The 25,619-nt window shown below is 61.7% G+C and carries 27 protein-coding genes and 2 pseudogenes; 23 read left to right on the plus strand and 6 right to left on the minus strand.

Features of this window, described 5'->3' with window-relative positions; translation table 11 throughout:
* Positions 1–3: 3 nt before the first annotated feature.
* Together AC5WEY_RS15910 and AC5WEY_RS15915 are read left to right on the plus strand one after the other, a co-directional pair.
* Complete coding sequence (locus tag AC5WEY_RS15910) at positions 4–1,566, plus strand: ABC transporter permease (RefSeq protein ID WP_495646632.1); 1,563 nt, start codon at positions 4–6, stop codon at positions 1,564–1,566.
* A complete protein-coding gene (locus AC5WEY_RS15915; RefSeq protein ID WP_495646633.1) occupies positions 1,563–2,618 on the plus strand; it encodes an ABC transporter ATP-binding protein in 1,056 nt (351 codons plus the stop codon). The genes AC5WEY_RS15910 and AC5WEY_RS15915 overlap by 4 nt, the downstream gene beginning before the upstream one ends.
* A 3-nt stretch (positions 2,619–2,621) precedes the next feature.
* Here the strand turns inward: AC5WEY_RS15915 and AC5WEY_RS15920 are convergent.
* A pseudogene (locus AC5WEY_RS15920) lies at positions 2,622–3,659 on the minus strand (MFS transporter); the annotation flags it as partial.
* Between the two features lie 59 nt (positions 3,660–3,718).
* Between AC5WEY_RS15920 and AC5WEY_RS15925 the strand changes: the two are divergent.
* The 4 genes from AC5WEY_RS15925 (at position 3,719) to AC5WEY_RS15940 (ending at position 7,429) form a co-directional block, all read left to right on the plus strand.
* On the plus strand, positions 3,719–5,185 hold the full coding sequence (locus AC5WEY_RS15925) for a recombinase family protein (protein ID WP_495646634.1): 1,467 nt from the start codon (positions 3,719–3,721) through the stop codon (positions 5,183–5,185).
* Positions 5,186–6,019: 834 nt separating this feature from the next.
* Complete coding sequence (locus tag AC5WEY_RS15930) at positions 6,020–6,205, plus strand: helix-turn-helix domain-containing protein (protein WP_495646635.1); 186 nt, start codon at positions 6,020–6,022, stop codon at positions 6,203–6,205.
* Positions 6,206–6,218: 13 nt separating this feature from the next.
* On the plus strand, positions 6,219–6,878 hold the full coding sequence (locus AC5WEY_RS15935; RefSeq protein WP_495646636.1) for a hypothetical protein: 660 nt from the start codon (positions 6,219–6,221) through the stop codon (positions 6,876–6,878).
* Complete coding sequence (locus tag AC5WEY_RS15940; protein WP_495646637.1) at positions 6,875–7,429, plus strand: hypothetical protein; 555 nt, start codon at positions 6,875–6,877, stop codon at positions 7,427–7,429. Before AC5WEY_RS15935 ends, AC5WEY_RS15940 begins: the two co-directional genes overlap by 4 nt.
* Positions 7,430–7,498: 69 nt before the next feature.
* Here the strand turns inward: AC5WEY_RS15940 and AC5WEY_RS15945 are convergent, their stop codons facing one another.
* Positions 7,499–7,633: a hypothetical protein gene (locus AC5WEY_RS15945; protein ID WP_495646638.1), complete on the minus strand. Its 135-nt coding sequence runs from the start codon at positions 7,631–7,633 to the stop codon at positions 7,499–7,501.
* Between the two features lie 77 nt (positions 7,634–7,710).
* On the opposite strand from AC5WEY_RS15945, the gene AC5WEY_RS15950 reads away from it, so the two are divergent.
* The 7 genes from AC5WEY_RS15950 to AC5WEY_RS15980 all read left to right on the plus strand — a co-directional run bounded on the left by AC5WEY_RS15950 (position 7,711) and on the right by AC5WEY_RS15980 (position 11,681).
* Positions 7,711–7,896 carry an ArsR family transcriptional regulator gene (locus tag AC5WEY_RS15950; protein ID WP_495646639.1) on the plus strand — a complete coding sequence of 62 codons (186 nt, stop codon included), beginning with the start codon at positions 7,711–7,713 and terminating at the stop codon, positions 7,894–7,896.
* Entirely contained in the window at positions 7,893–8,111 is a 219-nt protein-coding gene (locus AC5WEY_RS15955) for a hypothetical protein (RefSeq protein WP_495646640.1), read from the plus strand. Before AC5WEY_RS15950 ends, AC5WEY_RS15955 begins: the two co-directional genes overlap by 4 nt.
* A gap of 52 nt (positions 8,112–8,163) precedes the next feature.
* The gene (locus tag AC5WEY_RS15960; protein WP_495646641.1) at positions 8,164–8,673 is read left to right on the plus strand and encodes a hypothetical protein; all 510 of its coding nucleotides are present in this window, start codon (positions 8,164–8,166) and stop codon (positions 8,671–8,673) included.
* Positions 8,674–9,185: 512 nt separating this feature from the next.
* Positions 9,186–9,467 (plus strand): endonuclease VII domain-containing protein, encoded by a 282-nt coding sequence (locus AC5WEY_RS15965; RefSeq protein WP_495646642.1) that lies wholly within the window; start codon positions 9,186–9,188, stop codon positions 9,465–9,467.
* A 138-nt stretch (positions 9,468–9,605) separates the two neighbouring features.
* Positions 9,606–10,220 (plus strand): HK97 family phage prohead protease, encoded by a 615-nt coding sequence (locus AC5WEY_RS15970; RefSeq protein ID WP_495646643.1) that lies wholly within the window; start codon positions 9,606–9,608, stop codon positions 10,218–10,220.
* Between the two features lies 1 nt (position 10,221).
* Positions 10,222–11,523 (plus strand): phage major capsid protein, encoded by a 1,302-nt coding sequence (locus tag AC5WEY_RS15975; protein ID WP_495646644.1) that lies wholly within the window; start codon positions 10,222–10,224, stop codon positions 11,521–11,523.
* On the plus strand, positions 11,523–11,681 hold the full coding sequence (locus AC5WEY_RS15980) for a hypothetical protein (protein WP_495646645.1): 159 nt from the start codon (positions 11,523–11,525) through the stop codon (positions 11,679–11,681). The genes AC5WEY_RS15975 and AC5WEY_RS15980 overlap by 1 nt, the downstream gene beginning before the upstream one ends.
* A gap of 1,299 nt (positions 11,682–12,980) precedes the next feature.
* Here AC5WEY_RS15980 and AC5WEY_RS15985 read toward each other — a convergent pair.
* Positions 12,981–13,427 (minus strand): annotated as a pseudogene (locus AC5WEY_RS15985) (MFS transporter); the annotation flags it as partial.
* A gap of 62 nt (positions 13,428–13,489) precedes the next feature.
* Between AC5WEY_RS15985 and AC5WEY_RS15990 the strand changes: the two are divergent.
* Both AC5WEY_RS15990 and AC5WEY_RS15995 read left to right on the plus strand, forming a co-directional pair.
* Positions 13,490–14,374, plus strand: a complete 885-nt coding sequence (locus tag AC5WEY_RS15990) for a phosphoribosylaminoimidazolesuccinocarboxamide synthase (protein WP_495646646.1) — start codon at positions 13,490–13,492, stop codon at positions 14,372–14,374.
* Positions 14,371–16,497 carry a S9 family peptidase gene (locus AC5WEY_RS15995; RefSeq protein WP_495646647.1) on the plus strand — a complete coding sequence of 709 codons (2,127 nt, stop codon included), beginning with the start codon at positions 14,371–14,373 and terminating at the stop codon, positions 16,495–16,497. The genes AC5WEY_RS15990 and AC5WEY_RS15995 overlap by 4 nt, the downstream gene beginning before the upstream one ends.
* Before the next feature lie 48 nt (positions 16,498–16,545).
* Here the strand turns inward: AC5WEY_RS15995 and AC5WEY_RS16000 are convergent, their stop codons facing one another.
* Both AC5WEY_RS16000 and AC5WEY_RS16005 read right to left on the minus strand, forming a co-directional pair.
* Positions 16,546–17,220, minus strand: a complete 675-nt coding sequence (locus AC5WEY_RS16000; protein WP_057476356.1) for a response regulator — start codon at positions 17,218–17,220, stop codon at positions 16,546–16,548.
* Positions 17,217–18,710 carry a sensor histidine kinase gene (locus AC5WEY_RS16005; RefSeq protein WP_495646904.1) on the minus strand — a complete coding sequence of 498 codons (1,494 nt, stop codon included), beginning with the start codon at positions 18,708–18,710 and terminating at the stop codon, positions 17,217–17,219. The genes AC5WEY_RS16000 and AC5WEY_RS16005 overlap by 4 nt, the downstream gene beginning before the upstream one ends.
* Before the next feature lie 235 nt (positions 18,711–18,945).
* Here AC5WEY_RS16005 and AC5WEY_RS16010 point away from each other — a divergent pair, with 235 nt between their 5' ends.
* The 5 genes from AC5WEY_RS16010 to AC5WEY_RS16030 all read left to right on the plus strand — a co-directional run bounded on the left by AC5WEY_RS16010 (position 18,946) and on the right by AC5WEY_RS16030 (position 23,581).
* Positions 18,946–20,343 (plus strand): cation:dicarboxylate symporter family transporter, encoded by a 1,398-nt coding sequence (locus AC5WEY_RS16010; RefSeq protein WP_495646648.1) that lies wholly within the window; start codon positions 18,946–18,948, stop codon positions 20,341–20,343.
* Positions 20,344–20,473: 130 nt separating this feature from the next.
* A complete protein-coding gene (locus tag AC5WEY_RS16015) occupies positions 20,474–20,983 on the plus strand; it encodes a glutathione peroxidase (RefSeq protein WP_420030309.1) in 510 nt (169 codons plus the stop codon).
* A gap of 55 nt (positions 20,984–21,038) precedes the next feature.
* Positions 21,039–21,740 carry a DUF2334 domain-containing protein gene (locus tag AC5WEY_RS16020; protein ID WP_495646649.1) on the plus strand — a complete coding sequence of 234 codons (702 nt, stop codon included), beginning with the start codon at positions 21,039–21,041 and terminating at the stop codon, positions 21,738–21,740.
* A gap of 169 nt (positions 21,741–21,909) precedes the next feature.
* A complete protein-coding gene (gene thiM / locus AC5WEY_RS16025) occupies positions 21,910–22,728 on the plus strand; it encodes a hydroxyethylthiazole kinase (RefSeq protein WP_495646650.1) in 819 nt (272 codons plus the stop codon).
* A 193-nt stretch (positions 22,729–22,921) separates the two neighbouring features.
* Positions 22,922–23,581, plus strand: coding sequence for an LppP/LprE family lipoprotein (locus tag AC5WEY_RS16030; protein WP_495646651.1), 660 nt, complete (start codon positions 22,922–22,924; stop codon positions 23,579–23,581).
* Here AC5WEY_RS16030 and AC5WEY_RS16035 read toward each other — a convergent pair.
* Positions 23,578–24,216 (minus strand): MBL fold metallo-hydrolase, encoded by a 639-nt coding sequence (locus AC5WEY_RS16035; protein ID WP_057476361.1) that lies wholly within the window; start codon positions 24,214–24,216, stop codon positions 23,578–23,580. The genes AC5WEY_RS16030 and AC5WEY_RS16035 overlap by 4 nt on opposite strands.
* Positions 24,217–24,316: 100 nt before the next feature.
* Between AC5WEY_RS16035 and purS the strand changes: the two genes are divergently transcribed.
* The 3 genes from purS to AC5WEY_RS16050 are packed head-to-tail and all read left to right on the plus strand — an operon-like array spanning position 24,317 to position 25,612.
* Positions 24,317–24,553 carry a phosphoribosylformylglycinamidine synthase subunit PurS gene (purS, locus tag AC5WEY_RS16040; protein WP_495646652.1) on the plus strand — a complete coding sequence of 79 codons (237 nt, stop codon included), beginning with the start codon at positions 24,317–24,319 and terminating at the stop codon, positions 24,551–24,553.
* Positions 24,550–25,227 carry a phosphoribosylformylglycinamidine synthase subunit PurQ gene (gene purQ, locus AC5WEY_RS16045; protein WP_495646653.1) on the plus strand — a complete coding sequence of 226 codons (678 nt, stop codon included), beginning with the start codon at positions 24,550–24,552 and terminating at the stop codon, positions 25,225–25,227. The genes purS and purQ overlap by 4 nt, the downstream gene beginning before the upstream one ends.
* Positions 25,228–25,261: 34 nt before the next feature.
* Complete coding sequence (locus tag AC5WEY_RS16050; protein WP_495646654.1) at positions 25,262–25,612, plus strand: VOC family protein; 351 nt, start codon at positions 25,262–25,264, stop codon at positions 25,610–25,612.
* The last annotated feature ends 7 nt before the right edge of the window (positions 25,613–25,619 follow it).

The raw sequence follows: 25,619 nt of genomic DNA on the forward strand, positions 1-25,619 counted from the left end.
TTCGTGTCTGCACTCCAGCCGCTTCGGCGTCGCCACTTCGGCGGTCGTCCCGTTCTCGGGACGACCGCGTTGTGCGTGGGAGCGCTGACGCTGACACCCTTGCTGTACCTGTTCGTTCGAGCGTTCGACGGTGGTACCGAGAAAGTACTGCGACTGCTCCTGCGGCAACGCACCCTCGATCTCGTCGTCCGGACAGCCACACTCGCGCTCACCGTGGTGGTCGCTTCCGTCGTGGTGGGGACGCTGCTGGCCTGGTTGACCGTACGGACCGATCTGCCGGGTCGACGCATCTTCTCGATGATCCTCGCGGCACCGTTGGCCATCCCGTCGTATGTGTCCGGGTATCTGTGGATTGCCGAATTTCCCTCCCTTGCTGGATTCTCCGGCGCTGCGCTGGTGCTCACCGTGTCCTGCTTCCCGCTGGTGATGTTGCCGGTGTCCGCGGCGTTCGCCACCGCGGACCCGTCGTTGGCCGAGGTCTCGCGCACTCTCGGTCGAGGAGCTGTGCGCACGGCGCTCACCGTCGAGTGCCGTCGCGTCGTTCCGGCCGCGGCGGCAGGCGCACTTCTGGTGTCGCTGTACACCATCAGTGACTTCGGGGCGGTGGCTCTGATGCGATACGACGCCTTCACTCTCGGCATCTACAGTGCGTACCGCGGCGGACTCGACCGCACCGCGGCGGCGGTCCTCGGCCTGGTGCTCGTGGTGGGTGCGTTGGTGTTGACCCTTCTCGAACGGCGTGCTCGACGCGGCGCCACGGCGCGCGTGGGATCAGGCACCGACCGGATGGCCGAGCCTGTGGTTCTGGGCCGGTGGCGCGTGCCTGCTCTGGCCGTTGTCGTTGCTGCCCTGAGTGTTTCGGTTCTGGTACCGATTCTGGCCCTGGCCCGGTGGCTCACTCGATCGCTGCGCTTCACCGTCGACTGGTCGGATGTGCTGGCTGTCACGGCCAAGACCGTCCAGTACTCGGCGACCGCTGCCCTGGTGGTGGCTGTGCTCGCGCTGCCGGTCGCGCTGTTCGCGGCCCGATCCACCTCCAGGGGTGCCCGCACCGCGGAGTTGTCCACGTACATCGCGCACGGTCTCCCGGGCATCACCGTCGGACTTGCCACGGTGTTTCTCGGAATCAGGTTCCTACCGTCGTTCTACCAGACCGCAGTACTGCTGGTGCTGGCGTACGTGGTGCTGTTCCTGCCGTTGGCCGTCGGCAGCACCAGGGCCGTCGTCGACGCCACTCCTGTTGTTCGTGAGGACGTTTCGCGCACGCTCGGTGCCGGACGTGTGCGTACCGACCTTCGGGTGACCATTCCCGTCGCAGCACCGGGCATCGCTGCCGGGGCCGCACTGGTGTTCCTCACCGTCGCCAAGGAACTGCCGGCGACCCTGATGCTGCGACCGCGTGGAGTCGACACCCTCGCAACCACTCTGTGGTCCACCACCGAGGCGTTCCGATACGGCGAGGCGGCTCCCTACGCCGTGGCGCTGATCGTGATCTCCGTGGTTCCGACGATCGTTCTGACGCGGGCGCTGGGGCGCACGACACGGAAGAGGGTGGCATCGCCATGAGTACGGTGGTCTCCGGTCTTGTTGCCTCCTATGGCAGTACGACGGTGCTACACGGCATCGATCTCGACCTGGGCGACGGTGAGATGCTGGCCGTGCTCGGCCCCTCCGGCTGCGGCAAGACGACTCTGCTTCGATCGATCGCGGGGCTGCACCGGATCGACGCGGGTCGTATCACCTCCGACGGGCGGGACCTCTCCGTTGCCGGACGTGTCCAGGTACCCCCGGAGAAGCGGGGGATAGGCCTGATGCCGCAGGAAGGCGGCCTGTTCCCGCACCTGACCGTGCGTCGAAACATCGAATTCGGTTTGCGCACAGGGTTTCTGCGGCCATACCTGTCCGGTCGAGCGGAGCGGATGCGACGCGTCGACGAAATGCTCGAGCTCGTCGGACTGCCCGACGCGGGTGGTGTCCAGCCCAGCGAACTCTCGGGTGGTCAGCAGCAGCGCATCGCATTGGCACGTGCGCTGGCTCCGGCTCCGTCGGTGGTCCTGATGGACGAGCCGTTCGCCGCTCTCGATGCAGGTCTGCGCACCTCGATCAGGCAGGACGTGCGAGAGTTGTTGCAGGCCAGCAAGACCGCGTCGATCCTCGTCACCCACGACCGAGCCGAGGCGCTCGGCACGGCGGATCGTGTCGCTGTACTGCTGGGCGGACGCTGCGCCCAGATCGACACGCCGCGCCAGGTGTACGAGCGGCCGGCCACGCCCGCCGTCGCGCGGTTCGTCGGCGACGCGTACTTCGTCGATGCGGTGGGCCACGGCGGTTACGCCGAGACGATTCTCGGACGAATCGATACCATCACCCGCGCGAGTGGAACCGGGCAGGTCCTGCTCCGCCCGGAACAGTTGTCGGTCTCGGATCGGGGTGGCGGTGCATTCGTCGTCGAGCAGGAGTTCTTCACCGGCCCAGAGTCTTCGGTGACTCTGCGGCACCGCGATACCGGGCTGCGACTTCGGTGCATCGCCCGCACCTCCGATCGATTCGCCCCCGGCAGTGTCGTGGACGTATCCGTCACGTCTCCGGTGCACTGGTTTCCGCGTCAGGTGAGTTGAGGGCTATCGGGTCGGTTCCGCTGCTCGCTTGGGCATGAACAGTGCCGCGACAGCCATCACCGCTGCCGCCGCCAAGACACCCAGAAAGACCGGATGGATGGCGTCGGACAGTTGTTCGGGGCTCGGATCGCCGGAGACGCGCGAATTGACGATGGCACCGAAGATTGCGACACCGACTGCGCTGCCGATGGACCGGGCGAACATGTTGGTCGAGGTGGCGACGCCGCGCTCGGACCATTCGACGCTCGACTGGGCGGCAATGAGGGTGGGGCTGGCGATCAGGCCCATCCCGAGGCCGATCACGAAGCACACCGCGCCCACCTGCCACACCTGTGAACCGACACCGAGGCCGGTGGCGAATGCCGCTCCGACGACCGCGATGGAGGCACCGATGAGCGCCGTGGTGCGGAAGCCGAAGCGCAGATACACCCGTCCGGACTGTGACGCCGCGATCGGCCAGCCGAGGGTCAAGGTGGACAGCGAGAAGCCGGCGACGATCGCGCCGGTACCCAGAACGCCCTGTACGAACGTCGGCACGTACGAGGTGAGTCCGAGGATCAATGCACCGACGAGCAGCGAGATGAAGCTGCTGACCACCAGGACCCGACGCGTGAACACCCACAGCGGCAGGATGGGCTCCTCGGCGCGGGACTCCACCCACGCGAACACCGCAAGCAGTACGAAGCCCACGACGAAGATCACCAGGCTGATCGGCGAATTCCAGGCCCAGGACTGGCCGCCCTCGAGCAGGCCGAGCAGCACCATCGCCGCGCCGACGGTCAGCAGCCCGGCACCGAGGTAGTCGATCTTCGGCTTGGTGCGCTCCACGGCTCCCTCGTCGAATTTGCGCCACAGCATCACTGCGGCGAGCGCGCACAGCGGAATGTTGACGAAGAAGATCCAGCGCCACGACAAGTATTCGGAAAAGATCCCGCCCAGCGCAGGACCGAGCACCGAGGAGATCGCCCACACGCTGGCGAGGTAGCCCTGCACCTTGGCGCGCTCGGCCAGGGTGTAGATGTCACCAGCGATCGCCAACGCACTAAGCACACACGGACTAGCGTGGGAAGCTCGACCAACGCAGTACCGAGGAGCCCACCATGACGAACGTTCTCTTGTATGTGCGAGTTAGCAAGAATCTGACCGGCAAAGCGCGCTCGACCGAGCAACAAGAGAATGTGTTGCGCGCCGAGATAGCCGAGGGTTACCCCGATTGGGAAATCGTCGGAGTCGTCAAGGACGAAAGCATCTCCGCATCGGAGTACACGACGAAAGAGCGCCCCGGCTACCTCGACCTACAACACAAGGTGTCCGAGGGTGGAATCGACATCGTTGGAATCTACGAATTCTCTCGACTGACCAGACGCGGACCCGGCAGCGATTGGGAACACCTGACCGGATTGTTTCGCCTACACGGCGTGAAGCTCTTCGACAACGGCATCGGCCGCGCTCTCGACTTCAACAATCCAGAAGATGTCCACTACGCCGAAACAGCCGCTTCTCAGGCGAAGGTCGAATCGGCTCGCATATCGAAGCGAGTCAAGCGCGATACGGCAGCACGGGCCGCGCAAGGTGGGGTGCATTCACAGCTCGGATTCGGCTGGAAGAGGGACGACGAAACCAATGCTTGGGTACTCGATCCGATCGCGGCCGAAGCAATCCGAACCGCCGCTGTCGACATACTCGACGGATCGGCAAATCTCACGACGATCGCGAAGCGCTGGAATGCCGCAGGCATCACGACGGCCAACGGGTGCGCCTGGACCAACGGAGGAGTCCGCAAAACGATCGTGCGCGCTTCAGTGGCCGGATTGCGAGTGTTCCGTGGTGAGACGTTGAAAGAGCGCGGCGCGTGGGAACCGATTCTCGACATGGACACCTACGCCAGACTCAAGGCCGTCCTGAGTGACCCGTCGCGGCGCATGAACCGAGGAACGGTACCGAATCACCTACTGACCGGAATAGCGCGTTGTGGTGTCTGCCAGCGGGGTTTGTCGTTCATCAACAGCCAACGTTTCGATCACACGTACCGGTGCCCAACGGGCCACGTCTATCGGAGCGAAGTCGAACTCGACAAGCACATCGAAAAGAAGCTGTTCGAGGCGATCTACCGGTACACGACGGATCTGTTTGTGATGACCGCCGACAGCGAAACCGAACCGGACGACAGCCACGGTACGGCGGCACACCTTGCCGAAGCCGCGAAGCTCGAAGAACAGTTGACGCACGCCCGAAATGCTATGGCCGAGGGCAGCATTCCTATGGCCGAGTACCTGGAGATCGCCAAGCTGATACAGCCGAAGATCGACGGCCACAAGCGAGACGCCGAACGCGCAGCGCCGAACCGAGTTCTGTACGACTTCGCGTCTGCCGTCGCTCTCGACCCCGAAAGCAAGTACGGGATGACAATCGACGGAGGAACGCCGCCAGTATGGGAGAACGCCGATCTCGCGACCCGCCGTAAGTTCGTCCGAGCTGCCCTCGAAATCGTGGTGAATCCGATCGTCGGCAAGCACACGAACAGTCCGTTCGATCCTGCTTTCGTGTCGGTGCGCTTCCTGGGATAGCCGAACCGTCTCAAATGAGACAGCCCCTGTCGATTCTGTGGCAGGGGCATTTTCGTGTCTGGACTTTGTTGTCACACCACCGCAGTCGGTTTCGTTCGTCTCCGTCGATCTGAGGGCCGCTAATCGCAGGGCATGACCGCGCACCTGAATTCGGACGACAGGAAACAGTGGGTCGCGTTCGGAGTCGGAGAAGGATTGTCGCAGCAGGAGATTGCGGACACGCTCGGGGTGAGTCTTCGGACGGTTGCGGGAGATAAAGTGCAAGATTGCATTTTACCGTCCGACGCACCACCGGTCACCCGCAAACACAAGCTCGGACGCGAGAAGCTTTCACGCGTACTCGGGTGCGCGGCCTAGACCGAACTCCGCGCTGTACCTGTCCGATTTCCGCTTACGAACCTGCCTCGATGGCTCGTTGGCTCGCTCCACCAACAGCTGCATGGCGTGATCGTGGCATAACGAACCGCTGTACCAATCGAGCGCATAAGCGCCACCCCGAGCGCACCGGACGCCTTCGATCGACTCGTAAGAGCATTTCTTCCTGCCGTAGCTCGTGCCCTTCTTCGGAGCTGAACGAGCAGAATTCGGTATCCCTGTGGGCACAGTCGATTTCCCTTCGTAGGCATAGAGAAAGCCACCGCAACAGGTCAGGAGCACGCCATGCCGATAGCGCGGGTTCACCTGTTGCGGTGGCTTTCTGGTGTCGACGGCCACGACGACAATTCTGAGATTACCTGGTCAGGCGGGGTAGCGCGGACCGGTCCGCATTTGCCGAACAAAAGGATTACCGTTCATTACAGAACAACACGTGAGACTACAGACAGGACAACAGATATGAACATCGATCCTCGAAAGCTATTGAGTGTGAGCCAGTTTGCCGATCTAGTCGGAGTAGGACCGCACACGATTCGAGCATGGATCAGAGAGGGGCGTATCGAGGTCTACCGAATCGGCAACCGCGTCATACGGATTGACCCCGATCAGGTCGACGCGATAGTCACCAAGCAACCGCGCAAGTAGAGGACGGCCCACGATGACATGGACACGACTAGACGATGACTGGGCCGACGTAGCCGACGAACTCGAACTCTCACACGAAGCCGAGCTGTTCCACATCCGAGCGCTGGTGATCTGCAACAAGTCTGGAAGCGATGGACGACTCAGTGCGCGAACATTGGCGAAGCTCTCCGCAGTCTTCGATGACGTACCCGAGTTGATCGAAGAACTCGTGGACAAGATGGGCTGGATCGACAACGGGGACGGCACCCTTCAAGTCCCTTGGGATAGTCAGGAAAAGGCCGAGACCGTATCGAAACGCAAGCGCGACAACGCAGAACGCAACAGGAAGTTTCGAGCGCGTGGAGAGGAGATGAGGCGTGACCGGTCACGTAACGCGTCACCAGAGCCTAAAGCCCCTGACCAGCAGAGCAATAACCATGACGCGTCACGCGATGCATCAGATGACGTCTCACGTGACACTACCCCTTACCTTACCGTCCCTTACCGTCCCAAAGACGGTAAAAGGGAAAGGGAAGAGGAATTTTCAAGAGAGGTCGTCGCTCCGCTCGACTCCGCGCCTGGGGGCGCTCCCTCGCTCACTCCCACTCAAGACGACGACAGCGAACCTACAGACAGCGCACCAACTAGGCCGCGCAAACCTCGAAGAGAACCGAAAGTTGTGATGCAGCTATGACTTTCTTCGATGACAACTGCGAAGTGACCGTATCGGTATCGACCTGGAGACCAGACGCGCGCTACAAGTTCGTGGAGACCGACGACGGCGAAGAGGTGTACCTGTTGCACAGCATCCACTTTCAGTGGAAGGTCCAACCCGAGTGGGACGAGTTCGGCGCTGTCAAGAAGTGGCCTGGTGACGGTAACGATTGGGCGCACCCCGAGAACGTCCGAAAGTGGTTGGCACAACTGTTGCACGAGATCTTCGGCCAGCAGTTTCGAGACCAGACCGGTAAGCCGAGCCTGATACCGAAGACGTTCGAGCCGCGCATCATTCGGTCGATTCGTGGGAACGGCTACGGCGCGTCGATATGGCTCAAAGCCGAGGAATCCGAATTGGACTGGTTCGATTACGACTACGACGACGACGACGAGAAGGACCACGACGACCTAGCGCTACCCGAGGAATACGAAATGCTCGCCCTCGCAGTTAAAGACGCAAAGCGGGTTGTCTCAGAGGCCATTTCCGCCAACCTGAGTGGCACGCTGCCGGACGAACCGTGGTATTAGGTCACCCAGTAGCCGGAAACAAAAAAGAGCCGCCTGCGTTGAATACAGACGGCTCTTACTGCGGGCCAACTAGATCGAGAGGACGACCCGTGCACGACGGCCGGTATCGGGATCGACGGTGAACCTCTCGCCCTTGGCGTAGAAGCGAACACCCTCGATCTTCGGGAACGGACGGACGGAACGATCGATTACGGGAGCGCTCACGGCAATCCTCCAATAGCTGAGCGGGATAACAACTCTCGCCAGCTTACACCCCGATCCCAGTAAGGACAACGCAGATGATGACCGATCACGAACTCGACCAGATCAGAACAACCCTCGACGCGCTCCGAGAACACGGGCCGATGACGGCCGAGCAGATTCACGAGCGAACCGGAAAGCCAACCGACGCAGTCGAAAGCCATCTGCGAATCCTTCTGCGCTGTCGACTGATAGACCGAGCCGGCGATGACTACAAGCCACGATGATCGACCATCCGCGCTTGCAGGAAACCATCCTGCGGATCATCAACCAAGGTGAAATCGATCTGTCTGACCTACTTTTCGAGATTCGACGCGGACACCCCGAGATGCCGACCACCGCTGTCGTCCGAGAGCTTGCCGCGCTGATTGCCGAGCTGGCACTCATTCCGACACACATCGTTCACGTCACAGTCGTTCGACCACAACAGGAGACACCATGAAAGCATTCCTCATCGCCGGATCGATCCTCGCCGGACTGTTGATCTTCACGGCGTGCACTTTCGCTCTCGCGCTCGGATCGAGCAATGCACCGTCCCGCAACGTGAATGGAACGCCCTATCTGCCACCACCGACCACCACGACTGCTCCACCGACAACGGCACCACCACCACCACCGACGGCGACGCCAGTCGAGATACCGTTACCGCCAACAGAATCAGGCCCGATGCCCGATGTAGTTCCGAACATCGACGGGCCGAACATCTCGTGCCGGAAGATCTTCAAGTGTGGGGTGAACTGGTGAGCGGAATACTTCAGCGCAAGGTCGAGATCATCGCCAGAGAGACGTTGGAAAACCTGAGCGATGACGACAGAAAGCTCTATCCGACAGACGGTTTGGTCGAACTGGTCGAGAGCACCGATGATGACGAGTATGTGATCCTGTACGGCGGTCTACCGCTTGCCGCTGTGTTTCGTTCGTACCTCGATGACGACGCCAATCTCAGCTATCCGATGGCGTACTCGACGGTTGTGCCTGATCACCTTCCCGAGGGGTGGACGTGAAAACACCCTGCCTAGATTGTGGACGAGTCACAGAACGGATGACTCGCGGATTCTGTAGCGCGCACTATCAGAGCCGTCGATCGTCTGGAACCCTGCCGCCGAAGCCGCCCTATCTGAAAGACAGCCTGTGCACGATCCCCGGATGTGATGGTGCTTTCGAGGCAAAGGCGATGTGCAAGAAGCACTATCAACATTTCTTGCGGCACGGTATTCCGGAACCACTCGTGCGCCAGTTCGATTGCAAGTACTGCGGAAGGTCGATCGTCACTACCGAGCCGCTGAAAATGTTTTGCGGTCCCAAATGCGTTTCGGGATGGAATGATTCGAACAGAGCGATTACTCCGCACAGTCGCGCAACGAAGAATGCTTGGAGTCGCAAGAAGCACGGGTGGACACAACTCGGGTCCGATAGAGAGGTCGCATGCATTGAATGCGGCAACCCTTTTCGCTATACCAACGGGCGCGGAAGGCATCCCAAGCTGTGCAGCGAGCAATGCCGAAGTGACCGGCGAATGAGACTCGAACTGAAAGAGTTCTACGGGATCTCGCTAGAAGAATATCGCGAGACATTTCAGGGACAGAATGGAATCTGCCCAATCTGTTTGGGTCCGTTACTCACTCAAGGCCGTGCGCGTGCTGCCGTCGATCACGACCACCAGACCGGAGTGGTTCGGGGACTACTTTGCAATGCGTGCAATCTTGGACTAGGCCAGCTGGGAGATACCCTGGAACACATAGAACGTGCTGCCGAGTATCTGAGATCTCACGCGACCAAATATTCCGCTACACTCTGAGTTACGCACAGCCGCAACATGTTCTAGGCAGGGCCACAACCGGTGGGGTTCATGGTCACGACGCCCGAACACGACGCCAGCACATGCGTTCTCAGAGTGTAGACAGACCTCTATCCAAATCCAGCCAAAGGCACAGCCATGCACAACCGCATGATTCTGCGCTCGGCAAGTATGGAAATGCGTTCAGGCACAACCGATACAGCACCAGGGCGTCTGCTCGAAGGCTATGCCGTTGTGTACAACCAGGACACCGAAATCAATTCCTGGGAAGGCAAGTTCACCGAGCGTATATCCAAAGGCGCTTTCGCCGAATCGTTGAAACGCCGCCAGCCTGTCGTTCAGTTCGACCACGGTCGAGATTCCCGCGTGGGGTCCGTACCGATCGGAAAAATCGAGGAGCTACGCGAGGACAACAAGGGATTGTTCATCCGTGCAGCACTTTTCGACAATCCAACGGTCGAGCCTGTTCGTCAAGCTATCGAGGCACAGGCGATTTCCGGTATGTCGTTCAAGTTCCGCGTAACCCGTGACGAGTGGACGAACGACAAAGGCCGCAAACTCAGTACCGCCGAGGTAGACCGCGCACTCCGAAACGGAGACCCGTTGCGCCGCAATATCAAAGCAGTCGATCTAGCCGAACTCGGACCCGTCGTATTTCCGGCCTATGCCGGTACATCGGTAGGCGTTCGATCTGAAGACACAAACCCACCTGAGTTGCTGAAAATGCGACTCGCACTTATGAATTGGAACTGAAATGGCATATCCACGAAAGAAGAAGGCAGCACCGAAGTCTCGCGATTCGTTCGTAGACACATCGGCTCTCGATGACCTTCGCGCCGAAGCCGCAGAGATCCTGGAACGGTCGCAAGAAGCCGGTTCGATCGCAGACGACGACCAGGAACGCTTTGACGAGATCGAAGCCGAGGTCGAACGGATCAACGCGGCCCTCGATTCGCAGGAGCGTCTACGGGCGCTTGTCGATGCTGGCGCAGTCGAAACCACGTCCCCCGTTCGTAAGACTGGTGGTGCTCGGACTCGCGACCGTGCAGAGTCCCCTCTCAAGGGTGCCCAGGTGCTCCGTAGCGGCGATAGCTTCGAGCAGTGGGCAGTAGACAACGGCAGAGTTGAACGGGCCGACGAGAAGCCCGATCTCGATCTCTACCTCCGTGGCGTGCTCGGCGGCGGTTGGGCCGGTGCTGACCTCGAACGCGGCCTTGCCGAGGGTACGTCCACCGCTGGTGGTGTCATGGTCCAAGGTCAACTGGCCGCTGGTGTCATCGATATGGCGCGCTCGAAGTCGCAGCTCGTGAACGCGGGTCTGTCCGTGGTGCCGATGACCTCGAACACGCTCACGGTTCCGAAGCTCACCGCGAATCCGGCACCCGCTACCCGCAACGAGAACGCGGCCATCGTGCAGAACGACCTCACGTTCTCGGGTGTCACTCTGACGGCGCGGTCCGTCGCTCGGATTATTCGGGTATCTCGTGAGTTGGTCATGGATGCCCCGCAGACAAGCGGCGTTGTTGCAAAGGCGCTCGCGGATTCGTTCGCAGACGAGTTCGACCGGATCGGCTTGTTCGGTACCGGTACAGCACCCGAGCCCCGAGGACTGTTGAACTACGCGGGAATTCCTGTCGTCAACCACGGTGCCAACGGCGCGGCGCTGACCTACGATTTCCTGTTGGGTTCGGCCGGTGCCGTTCGGGCAGCGAATCACGAACCGACAGCTCACCTGTTGAGTTCTCGTGGTGCAACCGCGCTCGGTATGGCGAAGGACTCGACCGGGGCGTATCTCGCTGCCCCGCAGGGACTCTTGCCGTTGCTCTCGACCAACCGGATTCCGAACAACATCACCACCGGAACCTCGAACGTGTCGAGCTACGTCTTCACCGGTGATTTTTCCGCACTGGTGTTGGGCGTACGTGAATCCTTCGAGCTGACATGGCTTACCGAGCGATTTGCTGACACCGGCGAGATTGCAGCGGTTGCGCATGCTCGGATCGACTACGCGGTTCTCGATGAAACGGCGTTCGTGATCGACAAGGGAATTCTGTAATGCCCAGTGGTGGTTTCGTATTCCTCGCTCGGATCTGGAAGGCGAACGCGGTCAGTGCCGAACGTGAGTTCTGGTCGGAGTTCGATCGGAGCAAGCGCGAAGGTATCGATCTCGATCTGTGGCGCGCAATCGGCAGCACCGAGGACGGCGAACAGTAGCCACCGCATAGTCATTCGATGAACCCGCGCATCGTTTGAACGAACATCACAGCTCGAAAAGCAGTACAGTTTGACCTGTCTCGATTCGTCACCGAGACAACAGAATCCGGTGCTGGAGTTCCTCACAGTACAGCGGCACAATCGGATTCACGGTTGAGGTGTCAGCGATTCACCTCGATCACATAATGGCCTGTTCGACAGTAGAGAGATCCCGGTTCCCGTCATAGCTCCGTACTCCCGCTGTCGAGCAGGCCATTTTTGTGGCCCAAAACACCGTCTCATTGCCACGCTGAGACACGAACACCACCACCTTGGACCGAGTGCCCAGACGACAGCCATGAGTACGCCAGAAGCGCAGTGAGACAGCAGCAATCACGATGTGCTGTATACATGAACTCGAATCGTGTTGGTCAATTCGGTTGTAGTGCAATGGAATACACCACCTTGCACGCGCTCGATGGACACCACCACCTCGATAGCCATGCCTGTATGCCACTGCCTCGATACCGATGTGCTCACACCATGATTGCTGTCTGCTCTTGACCAATGAATCTGTTCACTTGCTTAGATCACAAACACTTTTGCCTTTGTCACTATCACCACTTCGACAGCGCAGTCGAGCCGTATGGATAGCGTGCCTGCCCTGCGTAGCGTGTCGCCTGCCTACCCTGCTCGAATGGTGCTTGTGCACAACCCAATTGACTATTAGTTCCTGAACTTGACATTGAGACTGTTTGTGTCGCAACTGGTTTCGTCATCAAAGTCGAATCAAAGAATGCACCTCGATGTGTGGACTCAGAATGCAGTAGTCCGATAGTCGTGCATCGAATTGTGCTCCGTCGCAAAGCACTTGATTGCACACTGCCTATCACCCTGCCCCACATTTTGAAATTCACCTAGTCGCATTCTTTCTATTCCACTGCTCGCACACCTGACCGTAGGCCGAGATTGGAGTAGAGAATACGGTGCCAGAAAGGGTGGGGGGGAATGGATAAACGTATTTCTCAGGCATTACGTCGACCCCGGAGTCGGCCCGTTTTCCCTCTAACACGTGAAAATCTGGCATCGTCGGCAACAAAACGCCTGGTCAGAGGCTTGCGAAAGTGGTACGAACGTCTAGGTTTGCCGAGCCGCCACCAGAGCGCACCAAACAATTGCCCTGAATTGCATTGTGGTGCAACGGAATTACTCGAATCTGATCGAATTCGTGAACTCGGAGAAATCATCTCAGGCGGCAATTCATTCGCCACTCCGCAGGCCGACACGCCCAACCGTGACCAGATTGTGACCATTCTCACGTACTGACTTCAACCATTGTGCCGCATTGGAATTCGCTGTGTGTGCCCTTAATTTTCTGGCGATCGTGATGCCCATCGGCTGCACGGCACCCGCACCGAGACCCTGGACCGCCCGAAAGGCGATCAGGGCGGGCATGCTCCAGGCCAGGCCACACAGGACCGAGCCGAGCAGAAACACCGCGATGCCGAACAGCATGATCTTCTTGCGGCCGAACAGGTCGGCCAGTTTGCCGTACAGCGGCACCGATACGGCCTGCGCCAGAAGATAGATGGAGAACAGCCACGGAAACTGCGTGAACCCGCCCAAGTCGTCGACGATGGACAGCACCGCCGTGGCGATGATGGTCGCGTCGAGAGCGACCAGAGACGTGCTGAGCATCAACGCAACCAGTATCGGTCCGCGTTCGGAGCGGAATCCGACATCCGAGGTCGTGTTGTTCGTTGCCACGGCTATCAGTCTGATGCCTACCGGCACCCCCGCCGCCACCGGCCCAGATAGTGTTGAACACCGTGCGACCATCATTGAGTAGCTACGAGCATCTGGCCGGCGGCAAGGTCCGCGATCTCTACACCATCGACGACGCGCATCTGCTGCTCGTCGCGAGCGACCGCATCTCGGCGTACGACCACATCCTCGACACCCCGATCCCGGACAAGGGGCGGGTACTGACGGCGATGAGCGTCTTCTTCTTCGAAGAACTCGGCGGCGTGAACCATCTGGCCGGCGATCCGCTCGACGAGCGCATTCCCGCCGAACTGCTCGGCCGCGCCCTGGTGGTGAAGAAGCTGAACATGGTGCCGATCGAATGCGTCGCGCGTGGCTATCTCACCGGCTCCGGTCTGACCGATTACAACGCGACCGGAGCGGTGTGCGGCGTCCAACTTCGACCCGGTCTGATCGAATCGAGCAAACTCGACGAGGTCATCTTCACTCCCGCCGCCAAAGCAGAACTCGGCGAGCACGACGAGAACATCACCTTCGACCAGGCCGTCGAGCAGGTCGGTGCCGAACTTGCCTTCAAGCTGCGCGAGGACACCATCGAGATCTACTCGCGCGCCGCGAACTTCGCTCTGGAACGCGGAATCATTCTCGCGGACACCAAGTTCGAGTTCGGGACCGACGCCGACGGCAATCTCGTTCTCGCCGACGAGGTGCTCACTCCCGATTCCTCGCGGTACTGGCCTGCTGATTCGTACGAGGAAGGTCGCGTCCAGCCGAGTTTCGACAAGCAGTTCGTCCGAGACTGGTTGACCGGCGAATCCGGCTGGGACCGCAAATCCGACACCCCACCGCCACCGTTGCCCGACGACATCGTCGCCGCAACTCGCAGCCGTTACATCGAGGCCTACGAGCGCATCTCGGGTCTGAACTTCGACGATTGGGTCACGCCATGACGATCACCCCTCCCATTGCCAAGAAGGTGCCGCTCGAGCGCACCCATCACGGCGATACGTTCATCGACAACTACGAGTGGTTGCGCGCCAAGGAAGACCCCGAGGTGATCGCCTACCTCGAGGCCGAGAATGCGTACACCGAGCAGCAGACGGCCGGTCTGGAGTCGTTGCGCGGCAAGATCTTCGACGAGATCAAATCGCGCACCCAGGAGACCGACCTGTCCGTTCCGACGCGCATGGGCCAGTGGTGGTACTACTCGCGCACCGTCGAAGGAAAGTCGTACGGCCTCCAATGCCGTTGCCCCGTCGACTCTGCCGACGACTGGACACCGCCGACGCTGTCGTCCGACGTGGACGTCCCCGGCGAGCAGATCCTGCTCGACGCCAATCTCGAGGCGGAGGGTCACGACTTCTTCTCCCTCGGTGCGTTCTCGATCAGCCTCGACGGCACGTTGCTGGCGTACTCGACCGACACCGAGGGCGACGAGCGGTACACGCTGCGCTTCAAGAACCTCGACACCGGAGAACTGCTGGCCGACACCATCGAGAACGTCGCGCCTGGAGCCACCTGGACCGCCGACGCCACCCACGTCTTCTACCTGACGGTCGACGAATCCTGGCGTCCCGACACCGTCTGGCGACACACCCTCGGTAAGACCGGAGACGTCAAGGTCTTCCACGAGCCCGACGAAAGCTACTGGGTCGGGTTCGGGTCCACCCGCAGCGAGAAGTACCTGATGATCTGGGTCGGTTCCAAGATCACCTCCGAGTGCCTCGTTCTCGAATCCACCGATCCCGAGGGTGAGTTCCGCGTCGTACTCCCGCGCACGGACGGCATCGAGTACAGCATCGAACACGCCGTCGTGGCCGGTGAGGATCGCTTCCTCATCACCCACAACGGCTCGGTGAACGGCTGGGGCACCGAGGGCGAGAAGGCCGAGAACTTCCTGCTCGCCGAAGCCCCGGTGAGCGATCCGCTCGATCAGCGCATTCTGGTTCCGCATCAGGGCGACGTCCGAGTCGAGGACATCGACGCCTTCGCCGGCCACCTGATCTTCACCTACCGGCGAGAAGCATTGACCCGCATGGCGATCTGGCCGCTGACCGACGAGGGATACGGCGAATACCGCGAGCTCGAGTTCGACGAGGAGCTGTATTCGGTCGGAGCCGGCTCGAACCCCGAGTGGGACCAGCCTCTGCTGCGGATGGTCTACACCTCGTTCATCACCCCCGGTCAGGTCTACGACCTCGACATCGCCAGCGGTGAACTGCTGCTCCGTAAATCGCAGCCGGTTCTCGGCAAGTTCGACGCCGGTGACTATGTGCAGCATCGTGATTGGGCTACCGCGCCGGACGGCACGCAGGTTCCGCTGTCGGTGATCGCTCGCAAGGACGTCCCCGAGGGGCCTGCTCCCACATTGCTGTACGGCTACGGTTCGTACGAGGCGTCGATGGACCCGTCGTTCTCCGTGGCGCGCCTGTCTCTGCTCGACCGCGGCATCGTCTTCGTCGTCGCACACGTGCGCGGCGGCGGCGAGATGGGGAGGCATTGGTACGACCAGGGCAAGACGCTGAAGAAGAAGAACACCTTCACCGACTTCATCGCTGCGGCGCAGCATCTCATCGACACCGGTCGCACCTCACCGAAGCATCTGGTCGCCGACGGCGGTAGCGCAGGTGGTCTGCTGATGGGTGCGGTGGCCAATTTGGCACCCGAGTTGTTCAACGGCATCCTCGCCAACGTTCCGTTCGTGGATCCGCTCACCTCCATCCTCGACCCGTCGCTGCCGCTGACGGTCATCGAATGGGACGAATGGGGAAACCCGTTGGCGGACAAGGAGGTGTACGAGTACATGAAGTCGTACAGCCCCTACGAAAACGTCGAGGCCAAGGACTACCCGTCGATCCTGGCTATCACGTCCATCAACGACACCCGCGTCCTGTACGTCGAGCCCGCCAAATGGGTTGCTGCCCTTCGTGCCACCAAGACCGGTGACTCGGACCTGCTGCTCAAGACCGAAATGAGCGCCGGACACGGCGGAGTCAGCGGACGCTACGAGAAGTGGAAGGAAGCGGCCTTCGAGTACGCGTGGATTGTGAGCGCCTCCGGCGCACGTGCATAGAAATTCGTAGCGTGCTACGAATTTCCGCTCACAAGCGGCGGAGCCGCTCTAACGCCACACGTAGCGGACCTGCGGTCGCCCGGCCTTACCGTATTCGGTGTGCCGGGTGACCAGGCCGTCGTCGGCCAGACGCTCGAGGTAGCGCCACGCCGTCACTCGGGAAACTCCGACGACCTTCGCGGCCTCGGATGCGTTGAGGCCGTCGGTCGATTCCTTGACGCTGGCGGTGATGCCGTCCATCGTCTGCGGGGCAATGCCTTTGGGAGTCGAGACGCGTTCGTCGGCCGTGCGCAGGTGTGCCATGGCGCGGTCGATGTCGCGTTGACTGGACGCGTTCTCGCCGGCCGGTAACGCATCGTGGAATTCGCGATAGCGCTCGAGCTTGTCGCGGAATGCAGCGAACGTGAACGGCTTGAGCAGATACAGCACGATGCCGTGCGCCACCGCCGAACGCACCACCGACAGATCGCGCTCGGAGGTGATGGCGATGACGTCGGGGCTCGGGCGCAGGCCGCCGAGCGCCGCTGCGACGTCGATGCCACTCGCGTCGGGCAATCCGATATCGAGCAGCACCAGATCGACGGATTCGGTACTCGCGAATCTCATGGCAGCAGCGCCTGTGTGCGCTACCCCGGCCACCTCGAAGCCCGGGGTGCGCTCGACGTACGTCTTGTGGGCCTCGGCGATCAACGGTTCGTCGTCGACGATCAGTACCTTGATCACGACGGGGATCCCGGGATGGTTGCAACCAGCACCGAGCCGTACGTCACTTCCGACGTCAACGTGCCGTTGTGCCGCGTGATCACCTGTGTCACGAGCGCGAGGCCGAGCCCGCGGGAGCCGGATTTGGTCGAGTATCCCCGTCGCAGAGCAGCTTTCAATGTCTCCGGCGGCATACCGGGACCGCTGTCCGCCACGCGGACGACGAGTTCACCGTCGGCATCGCGGACCGTCACTTCGACCCACGGTTGGTCGGATTCTTTCGAGGCATCGATGGCATTGTCTATCAGATTGCCTACCAGCGTAACCAATTCACGCGCACTGAGGACCCCCTCGTGTTCCATCGCTGTGTCGTCGGTGATCGTCAGCTCGACGCCCTGCTCGGCGGCCTGACTGACCTTGCCCAGCAGCAGTGCCGCGAGTGCCGGTTCGCCGACGGCGTTCATCAGTCGGTCGATGAGAGTTTGCGACAGCTCCAAATCGGCCGTCGCGAACTCCACGGCTTCCTCGGGCCGACCGAGTTCGACCATCGTGATGACCGTGTGCAGCCTGTTCGCCGATTCGTGAGCCTGCGACCGCAGCGACTCCGCGAAACTACGCACCGAGTCGAGCTCACCCATCAACGACCGCAATTCGGTCTGATCGCGAATCGTCAGCACCTTCCCCAGACGTCGCCCCTCCCACATCACCGGATCCTGATTGACAACCAGCACACGATCTTTCGTCAGATGCAGTTCCCCGCGCACGATGCCCGTGTCCATCTGCTGCATTGACTCCGGCAACGAGGTGAACGACACCGGGCCTTCCGGCAGATCGAGGAGGCGTCGAGCCTCGTCGTTGACCAGCTCTGCGTCGTCGCCGCGTCCGAACACGAGCAATCCCTCACCGATCGAATGCAGGACGGCGTCGTGATGCTCGTACATGGTGCGCAGCTCCGCCGGTGCCATGCCCAGTGTCTGACGCCGGAGCCGGCGGCTGAGCAAGGTCGATCCGACAGCCGCGACGACGAAGGCGGCGAGCACGACCCCGATGATGAGCGGTAGCCCCTGAAAGAACTGGTCGCTGATCTTCTGGCGAGTGACACCGGCGGAGACGAGGCCGACGATCTCGCCGGACGAATCGGTGACCGGGGTGACCGACCGGATCGAGGGGCCGAGGGACCCGACGTAAGTCTCGGTGAAGGTCTCGCCCTGCAGCGCACGGTCGATGTTGCCGCTGAAGGGCTTACCGATCAGGTCGACGGTGGTGTGTGTGAAGCGCGTGCGATCGGGGGCCATGACAACGATGAAGTCGACGCCGGTGACCTGCCTGATCTTTTCCGTCTCCGGCTGCAGACGCGAGGTCGGATCGTCGGATTCGATGGCCAGCGGCGTCGACGGTTCGTTGGCGATACTCACGGCGATTGCCGTGACTTCGCGTCGGGTCGCGTCGTCGCTGTTGGAACGTTCGTTGAGCACCGTCAGGATGCCGCCGGCGAACACGACGACCGCCATGACTACGAGCTGCAACACCAGCACCTGGCCGGCAACGCTCAGCGGCCGTTTCGAGGACACCACTTTCCTTTCGCGCAAGAAACATCGATGTGAACAGAATGAACGTATAGGTGACTCCAGTCACTGCGTGCAGCAACATCATCTCTCAGCAGGGGTGATGCACCTCACTCCACTCCCAATAGTTACGAAGTCCGCAGTTCGACTCGCGCTTCACTTCAAACCAGAAGGAACATTCATGACAACCATCGATGCCGAGCGGTTCGACAATCCGCCCACCGAGCCCAAGAAGAAGCGCGACAGAACTCACTGGCTGTACATCGCGGTGATCATCGCGGTGATCGCCGGTGTCATCGTCGGCCTGGTGTGGAAAGACTTCGGCGTCTCGCTGGCCGTGCTCGGCACGCTGTTCGTCAGCCTGATCAAGATGATGATCAGCCCGGTCATCTTCTGCACCATCGTCCTCGGTATCGGATCGGTTCGCGCCGCAGCAAGTGTCGGTCGGGTCGGCGGCCTTGCCCTGGCCTACTTCCTCAGCATGTCGACCATCGCGCTCGGTATCGGCATGGTCGTCGGCAACCTGATCCAGCCCGGCGACGGTCTGGACATCCCGCCCAGCGGCGGAGCCGATGAACTCGTCAAGACGGCCGAGGCGGCCGGCGGCACGATGGACTTCATCGCAGGCATCATTCCGACCTCGCTGCTGTCGTCGCTCACCGAAGGCTCGGTACTGCAGACGTTGTTCGTCGCCATCCTTGTCGGCTTCGCCCTGCAGGCCATGGGCAAGAGCGGCGAAGGCATCCTCAAGGGCATCGGTGCAGTACAGAAGCTCGTCTTCCGCATCCTGACGATGATCCTGTGGCTCGCCCCGATCGGTGCTTTCGGTGCCATCGCCGGTGTCGTCGGCAAGACCGGATTCGACGCGGTACTGCAGCTCGGCACTCTGATGCTGGCCTTCTACGTCACCTGCTTCATCTTCGTGTTCTTCTTCCTCGGCCTGATCCTGAAGTTCGTCTCCGGATTCTCCATCTTCAAGCTGGTCAAGTACCTGGCCCGTGAGTACCTGCTCATCGTCGCCACCAGCTCGTCCGAGTCGGCCCTTCCGCGTCTGATCGCCAAGATGGAGCACGTCGGAGTCGAGCGCACCACCGTCGGCATCGTCGTCCCCACCGGCTACTCGTTCAACCTCGACGGCACCGCGATCTACCTGACGATGGCCTCGATCTTCATCGCCGACGCCATGAACCTGCCGCTCTCCATCCCAGAGCAGTTCTCCCTGCTGCTCTTCATGATCATCGCCTCGAAGGGCGCAGCCGGAGTCTCCGGAGCCGGTCTGGCCACCCTGGCCGGCGGCCTCGAAAGTCACGCCCCCCAGCTCCTGGACGGCGTCCCGATCATCGTCGGAATCGACCGCTTCATGTCCGAGGCCCGCGCCGTCACCAACTTCTCGGGTAACGCCGTTGCCACGCTGCTGGTCGGCACCTGGACCAAGACCCTGGACAAGGAACGAGTCAACACGGTGCTCGACGGCAACCTGCCGTTCGACGAGGAAACCATGGTCGACGACCATTACCCCGAAGACGACGCACCCGCCGACAAGCAGGTCAGCATCGAGAAGCACGCCGCCAAGGCGTAAGGCCTGCCGGGCGACGCGCATCCCCCCGTCGCCCGGTTCGGAAAAACGCAAGTACGACCCCGCCACCAGCGGGGTCGTACTTGCTTTTGTACGTCGGTTCCATTCTGTCGGTACTCACAGGTAAGTTCGGATGATGACTGAAGTTCAGAACATCGGCATCAACACGCTGGGTGGTGCGCCCACCTCGCTCGACGAGTACGCCGGAAGGGCCGTCCTCGTGGTCAATGTCGCCTCCAAGTGTGGACTGACCCCGCAGTACGAGAAGCTCGAGAAGCTTGCCAACGAATACTCGGCCCGTGGCCTCTCGGTCGTCGGAGTGCCGTGCAACCAGTTCGGTGGCCAGGAACCCGGCACCGCCGAAGAAATCGAAACTTTCTGCTCCACCACGTACGGCGTCACGTTCGCGATGACCGAGAAGGTCGACGTCAACGGTGACAACCAGCACCCGTTGTACGCCGAACTGACCAAAACCGAGGACGCCGAAGGCAAGGCCGGAGACGTTCAGTGGAACTTCGAGAAGTTCCTGATCTCGCCCGACGGCGTCGTCACCGATCGCTTCCGTCCGCGCACCGAGCCGGACGCTCCCGAGGTCCTCGCCGCGATCGACAAGATCCTCCCGAAGGAAACGATCGCCGTTTAGCTTCTGTCTGCATCGACGTCGAGCCTCGTTCACGCTGGTGTGCGAGGCTCGAGTCATGTCTGGACGCCTGATCGTGTCGGTGAGCGGAATCAAGAACGACACCTACGAGCATGCCGCCGAGTTCGCGCAGATCCTGGACGGGCGCTGCGTCCCGTTGTCGCTGCTCGTCGCACCGCGATTGAAGGACAAATACCGACTCGCAGCGGACGTGCCCACCCAGGAATGGTTGCGGGCCCGACGCGACGGCGGCGATGCGATCGTTCTGCACGGATACGACCAGGCCGCCACGAAGCGTCGACGCTCCGAGTTCGCCGCTCTGCCACGTCACGAAGCTCGACTGCGCCTGATGGCCGCGGACCGCGTGATGGAACAGACCGGACTGCGCACGCGAATTTTCGCCGCTCCGCGCTGGATCGCCTCACCCGGAGCCGTCGAAGCCCTACCCGACGCCGGCTTCCGAATGCTCGCCGCGCTCAACGGAATTCACGACCTCGACCGCGACGGCGTCCTTCGTTCGCGAGTCTGGGGAATCGGTGAAGGATTCAAAGCCGAACCCTGGTGGTTCAAGGCACTGGTACTCGGCGCGGGTCGCACCGCGCGCCGCGATGGAGTGGTGCGCCTGGCCATCAGTGCCAAGCAGCTCGGACGCCCGGGGCCGCGACAGGCAATCCTCGATGCCATCGACCTATCCCTCCACCACGGAGCCGAAGCCGGCGTGTACGAATGGATCCCGCGCACCAACTCTCGCGTGGCCTAGCGGGTCGTTTCGCTCGCTCTCGCGTCAATGGACCCTTGCATGGCTCAGACGTATGCAAAGTGACATCGACGCGCACCGGGTCAGGGCGTGAATGTGCCAGTGCAGTGCCCAGACGTATGCAGTGGTCCATTGACGCGAACGGGGTGATCGCGGTCGTAGACTCGCAACAATGAGTGCCTCGACTGTGACCCTGGACGATATCGTTGCCGCACATCGACACATGCGTGAACGCAATCCGCTGGTGCAGTGCCTGACCAACACCGTGTCGGTTCAGTTCGTGGCGAATGCGCTGTTAGCCGCGGGTGCCGCTCCGGCGATGGTCGACAACCCCGAAGAAGCAGCCGGTTTCGCGGGTATCGCCGACGCGGTTCTCGTCAACCTGGGGACCCCGACGGCAGCGCAGGTGGAGAGTTCTCGGCTGGCGTCGGCCGCTGCGAGGGACGCGGGTAAGCCATGGGTACTCGATCCGGTAGGGGCGGGCGGCCTGCCGTGGCGAACGCAGGTGGCCGTCGAGCTACTTGTCAACCGGCCCAGCGTCATTCGCGCGAACGCGTCCGAGGTTCTGGGTCTGGCAGGTGCTCGGGGCGCTTCTAGAGGGGTGGATTCGTCTGCGCGAGCCGAAGATTCGGTTGATGCGGCGCGTTCGCTGCTCGATCGAGCTGACGTGGTGGCAGCATCGGGGGAGACCGATCACATTCTCGGCCCCGGCGGCATGGTGAAGGTGGGCGGCGGAAGCGCACTGCTGCAACGGGTTACGGCTACCGGGTGTGCGCTCGGTGCGCTGACGGCTGCCTACTGTTCGGTTGCTCCGAACGCGCTGATCGGTGCCGTCGCCGCGCACGCGCATGTCGCGGCGGCGTCGGAGATCGCGGCCCGGTCGACCTCGCGGCCGGGATCATTCGCCGTTGCGTTCCTCGACGGACTCGACACGGTCGACGAGTCGGCAATTCGTGAATTGGTTCGGCTCGACATCGGCTGGCCTGAATGACCCGCGCTCCAGTATGCAGCTGGTGCTCCACTGTGCCGCAGTATCCGCGGGAAGGTCGCAAAAAGTGCGCGTAGTGGTGCGAAAAATGCAGATCGCTGCGAAGGTAACGGACCTTTGATCGAAATGTGATGTAACGGAACATGTTTGCGAGTGGACATACCTGGCGTCGGACAATACGAACCAGGCGGTCTACATGAAACGACTTCTACTCGTCACCCTCAGTGCGTTCGCCCTAGTCGCGTGCGGCAACTCGGACGGTCCGGTCGCAGCGCCGCCCACTACTGCGCCGACTACTGCGCCCCCGGCAAGCGTCCAACCCCAGGCCAACCAGCCGCAAGCTGAGGCCGAGGCGAGCCGGCCGACAGTCGACACAGGGGATGCGGAGCCGAGCGGGCCGATCGATTGGAACACCGAAGAACTACCCGAGAACAACTCCATTCCCGACGCGACCGAGCCTGTGACCTGCCTCGACATGTCGTCCAGCTCGGTGACCGAAGCCGTGAACTCGCTGCCGCTGGTCTTCGCCGATTCACCGTGGGTCGCGACGCGGATGGGCGACCCGTGTGCGTCGTTCACCTGGGTCGAAGCGCTCCCGTCTGGGGCAACGGTGAGCTCGCCGACACATCTGCTCTTCTTTGACAACACCGACTACCTCGGCACCGCGACGCTGGAGCCGTACGGGTTCACGTCGGTGGCGGCCCAGTCCGCCGACACGATCACAGTCAACTACCGCTGGCCACTCGCCGGTGACGCGAATGCGAACCCGACCGGCGGACCCGCCACGATCGACTACCAGTGGGACGGAACGCAAGTGACCATGATCGGCACCCTTCCGCCCGAGGTCATCGGTTAGATCGAGACGGCCGATTCCTTGGTCAGCTCGCGGAATTCGGCGTCGGACATGTCCTTGAAGCGGCCGTAGTACGCGCCGGTCGCCTGGTCGGCAATCACTGCCTGATGAATGGGGAACGCCATCTTCGGAGCCACCGCGCGCAAGAACTCGACCGTCTCGGACAGCTTGGACCACGGTGCGGCCGCGGGAAGAGCGAGTACGTCGACCTGCTGCTCGGGAACGAACAGTGAGTCACCGGGATGGAACAGCTGGCCCGGGTTCTCGGGAGTACCGAGCAGGTAGCCAGTGTTGTCGATCTCCGGCAGTTCCGGATGGATGACGGCGTGGGTGCCGCCGACCCCGGTGACCGTGATGCCGCCGACGGTGAATGCATCGCCTGCGGGAGCTGCAGTCCACCGCTCGCCCAGTTGGCCCGCGGTCATCGGATCGGCATGCAGTGCCGCTCGCGGATTTGCCTCGAGAAGCGCCGGAAGTCGTTGTAGATCGACGTGATCCGGGTGCTGATGAGTGACGAGGATGGCATCGAGTCCGGTGATGCCCTCGAACCCGTGGGAGAACGTGCCGGGATCGAACAGCACGGTGGTGCCGTTGAGTTCGACGAGAACGCAGGAATGTCCGAAGTGTGTCAGCTGCATGGACTCCACAGTAAGCGCGGTTTCGCGCCTCCCGCCAGGGCTGCGTAGACTCCCACCTGCCGGTAACTGTCTTGCTGTACGTATTTCAAGGAGCGCTTTCGTGGCCCGAGTCGTTGTCGATGTCATGCCCAAGGCCGAGATTCTCGATCCGCAGGGTCAAGCGATCGCGGGCGCGCTGGGCCGTCTGGGTATCTCCGGTGTATCCGACGTCCGTCAGGGCAAGCGTTTCGAGCTCGAGGTCGACGACACGGTCGACGACGCTGCGCTGGAAAAAATTGCAGAATCACTGCTTGCCAACACGGTGATCGAGGACTGGAAAGTGACCCGCATTTCATGAGTGCACGCGTAGCGGTCATCACCTTCCCCGGAACCCTCGACGACGTCGACGCCTCCCGCGCAGTCACCCTGGCCGGCGGCGAGGCCGTCAGTTTGTGGCACGCCGACGCCGATCTGAAGAACGTCGACGCCATCGTCGTCCCCGGCGGATTCTCCTACGGCGACTACCTCCGGGCCGGCGCAATCGCGCGCTTCGCCCCGGTGATGGAGTCCGTCGTGAAAGCAGCCGAGGGCGGTATGCCGGTTCTCGGTATCTGCAACGGGTTCCAGGTGCTGTGCGAGGTGGGACTGCTGCCCGGTGCGTTGACCCGCAACGAAGGACTGCACTTCGTGTGCCGCGATCAGTGGCTGGCAGTGGAGAACACCGACACCGCGTGGTCGTCGCGCTACGAGCCCGGTGCCGAGATTCTGATCCCGGTCAAGAACGCCGAGGGTCGATTCCAAGCACCGCAGAACGTGCTCGACGAGCTCGAGGGCGAGGGTCGCGTCGTGTTCCGGTACAGCGGCACCAACCCGAACGGATCGCAGCGGGGGATCGCCGGAATCTCGTCGGCCAACGGTCGAGTCGTCGGCTTGATGCCCCACCCAGAGCATGCGACCGAGCCGCTTACCGGTCCGAGCGACGACGGCTTGGGCATCTTCTATTCGGCATTGGACACGATCGTCAACGCCTGAGTTTCATGTCGGTGGCCGCGGCTACTGTGCCGCCATGACACTGACGCTGGGCATGATCACGTTCGACACCACCGATCCGGGACCGCTCGCACGCTGGTGGGCGGCGCAGGTCGATGGGTCGATCGTGGAGGAGAACGACGGCTGGTTCTACGTCGTCGAACTCGCTGCGGCACCGTATCGATTGGCGTTTCAGAAGATCGACGACCCGACTCCCGGAAAGAACCGTATCCACCTCGACATGACGACCGCCAACCTCGACGGTGAGGTTGCGCGCCTGGTCGAAGCCGGTGCACGCGAGGTTGCGCAACACGCCATGGGCGACTTTCGCTGGGTGACGCTGAGCGACCCCGACGGCAACGTGTTCTGCGTGTCCGGTTCGCACTGAGCGCCGA

It is taken from the genome of Rhodococcoides sp. S146-33, from assembly GCF_059489205.1.

Coding starts and splice junctions, on each gene's coding strand:
- AC5WEY_RS16020 (WP_495646649.1), top strand. CDS start 21,039: ATGTCTGGACGCCTGATCGTGTCGGTGAGCGGAATCAAGAACGACACC.
- AC5WEY_RS16035 (WP_057476361.1), bottom strand. CDS start 24,216: ATGCAGCTGACACACTTCGGACATTCCTGCGTTCTCGTCGAACTCAAC.
- AC5WEY_RS16015 (WP_420030309.1), top strand. CDS start 20,474: ATGATGACTGAAGTTCAGAACATCGGCATCAACACGCTGGGTGGTGCG.
- AC5WEY_RS15955 (WP_495646640.1), top strand. CDS start 7,893: ATGATCGACCATCCGCGCTTGCAGGAAACCATCCTGCGGATCATCAAC.
- AC5WEY_RS15915 (WP_495646633.1), top strand. CDS start 1,563: ATGAGTACGGTGGTCTCCGGTCTTGTTGCCTCCTATGGCAGTACGACG.
- AC5WEY_RS15995 (WP_495646647.1), top strand. CDS start 14,371: ATGACGATCACCCCTCCCATTGCCAAGAAGGTGCCGCTCGAGCGCACC.
- AC5WEY_RS15970 (WP_495646643.1), top strand. CDS start 9,606: ATGCACAACCGCATGATTCTGCGCTCGGCAAGTATGGAAATGCGTTCA.
- AC5WEY_RS15965 (WP_495646642.1), top strand. CDS start 9,186: ATGAGACTCGAACTGAAAGAGTTCTACGGGATCTCGCTAGAAGAATAT.
- thiM (WP_495646650.1), top strand. CDS start 21,910: ATGAGTGCCTCGACTGTGACCCTGGACGATATCGTTGCCGCACATCGA.
- AC5WEY_RS15925 (WP_495646634.1), top strand. CDS start 3,719: ATGACGAACGTTCTCTTGTATGTGCGAGTTAGCAAGAATCTGACCGGC.
- AC5WEY_RS16050 (WP_495646654.1), top strand. CDS start 25,262: ATGACACTGACGCTGGGCATGATCACGTTCGACACCACCGATCCGGGA.
- AC5WEY_RS16010 (WP_495646648.1), top strand. CDS start 18,946: ATGACAACCATCGATGCCGAGCGGTTCGACAATCCGCCCACCGAGCCC.
- AC5WEY_RS15980 (WP_495646645.1), top strand. CDS start 11,523: ATGCCCAGTGGTGGTTTCGTATTCCTCGCTCGGATCTGGAAGGCGAAC.
- purQ (WP_495646653.1), top strand. CDS start 24,550: ATGAGTGCACGCGTAGCGGTCATCACCTTCCCCGGAACCCTCGACGAC.
- AC5WEY_RS15935 (WP_495646636.1), top strand. CDS start 6,219: ATGACATGGACACGACTAGACGATGACTGGGCCGACGTAGCCGACGAA.
- AC5WEY_RS15930 (WP_495646635.1), top strand. CDS start 6,020: ATGAACATCGATCCTCGAAAGCTATTGAGTGTGAGCCAGTTTGCCGAT.
- AC5WEY_RS15940 (WP_495646637.1), top strand. CDS start 6,875: ATGACTTTCTTCGATGACAACTGCGAAGTGACCGTATCGGTATCGACC.
- AC5WEY_RS16005 (WP_495646904.1), bottom strand. CDS start 18,710: ATGGCGGTCGTCGTGTTCGCCGGCGGCATCCTGACGGTGCTCAACGAA.
- AC5WEY_RS16030 (WP_495646651.1), top strand. CDS start 22,922: ATGAAACGACTTCTACTCGTCACCCTCAGTGCGTTCGCCCTAGTCGCG.
- AC5WEY_RS15950 (WP_495646639.1), top strand. CDS start 7,711: ATGACCGATCACGAACTCGACCAGATCAGAACAACCCTCGACGCGCTC.
- AC5WEY_RS15975 (WP_495646644.1), top strand. CDS start 10,222: ATGGCATATCCACGAAAGAAGAAGGCAGCACCGAAGTCTCGCGATTCG.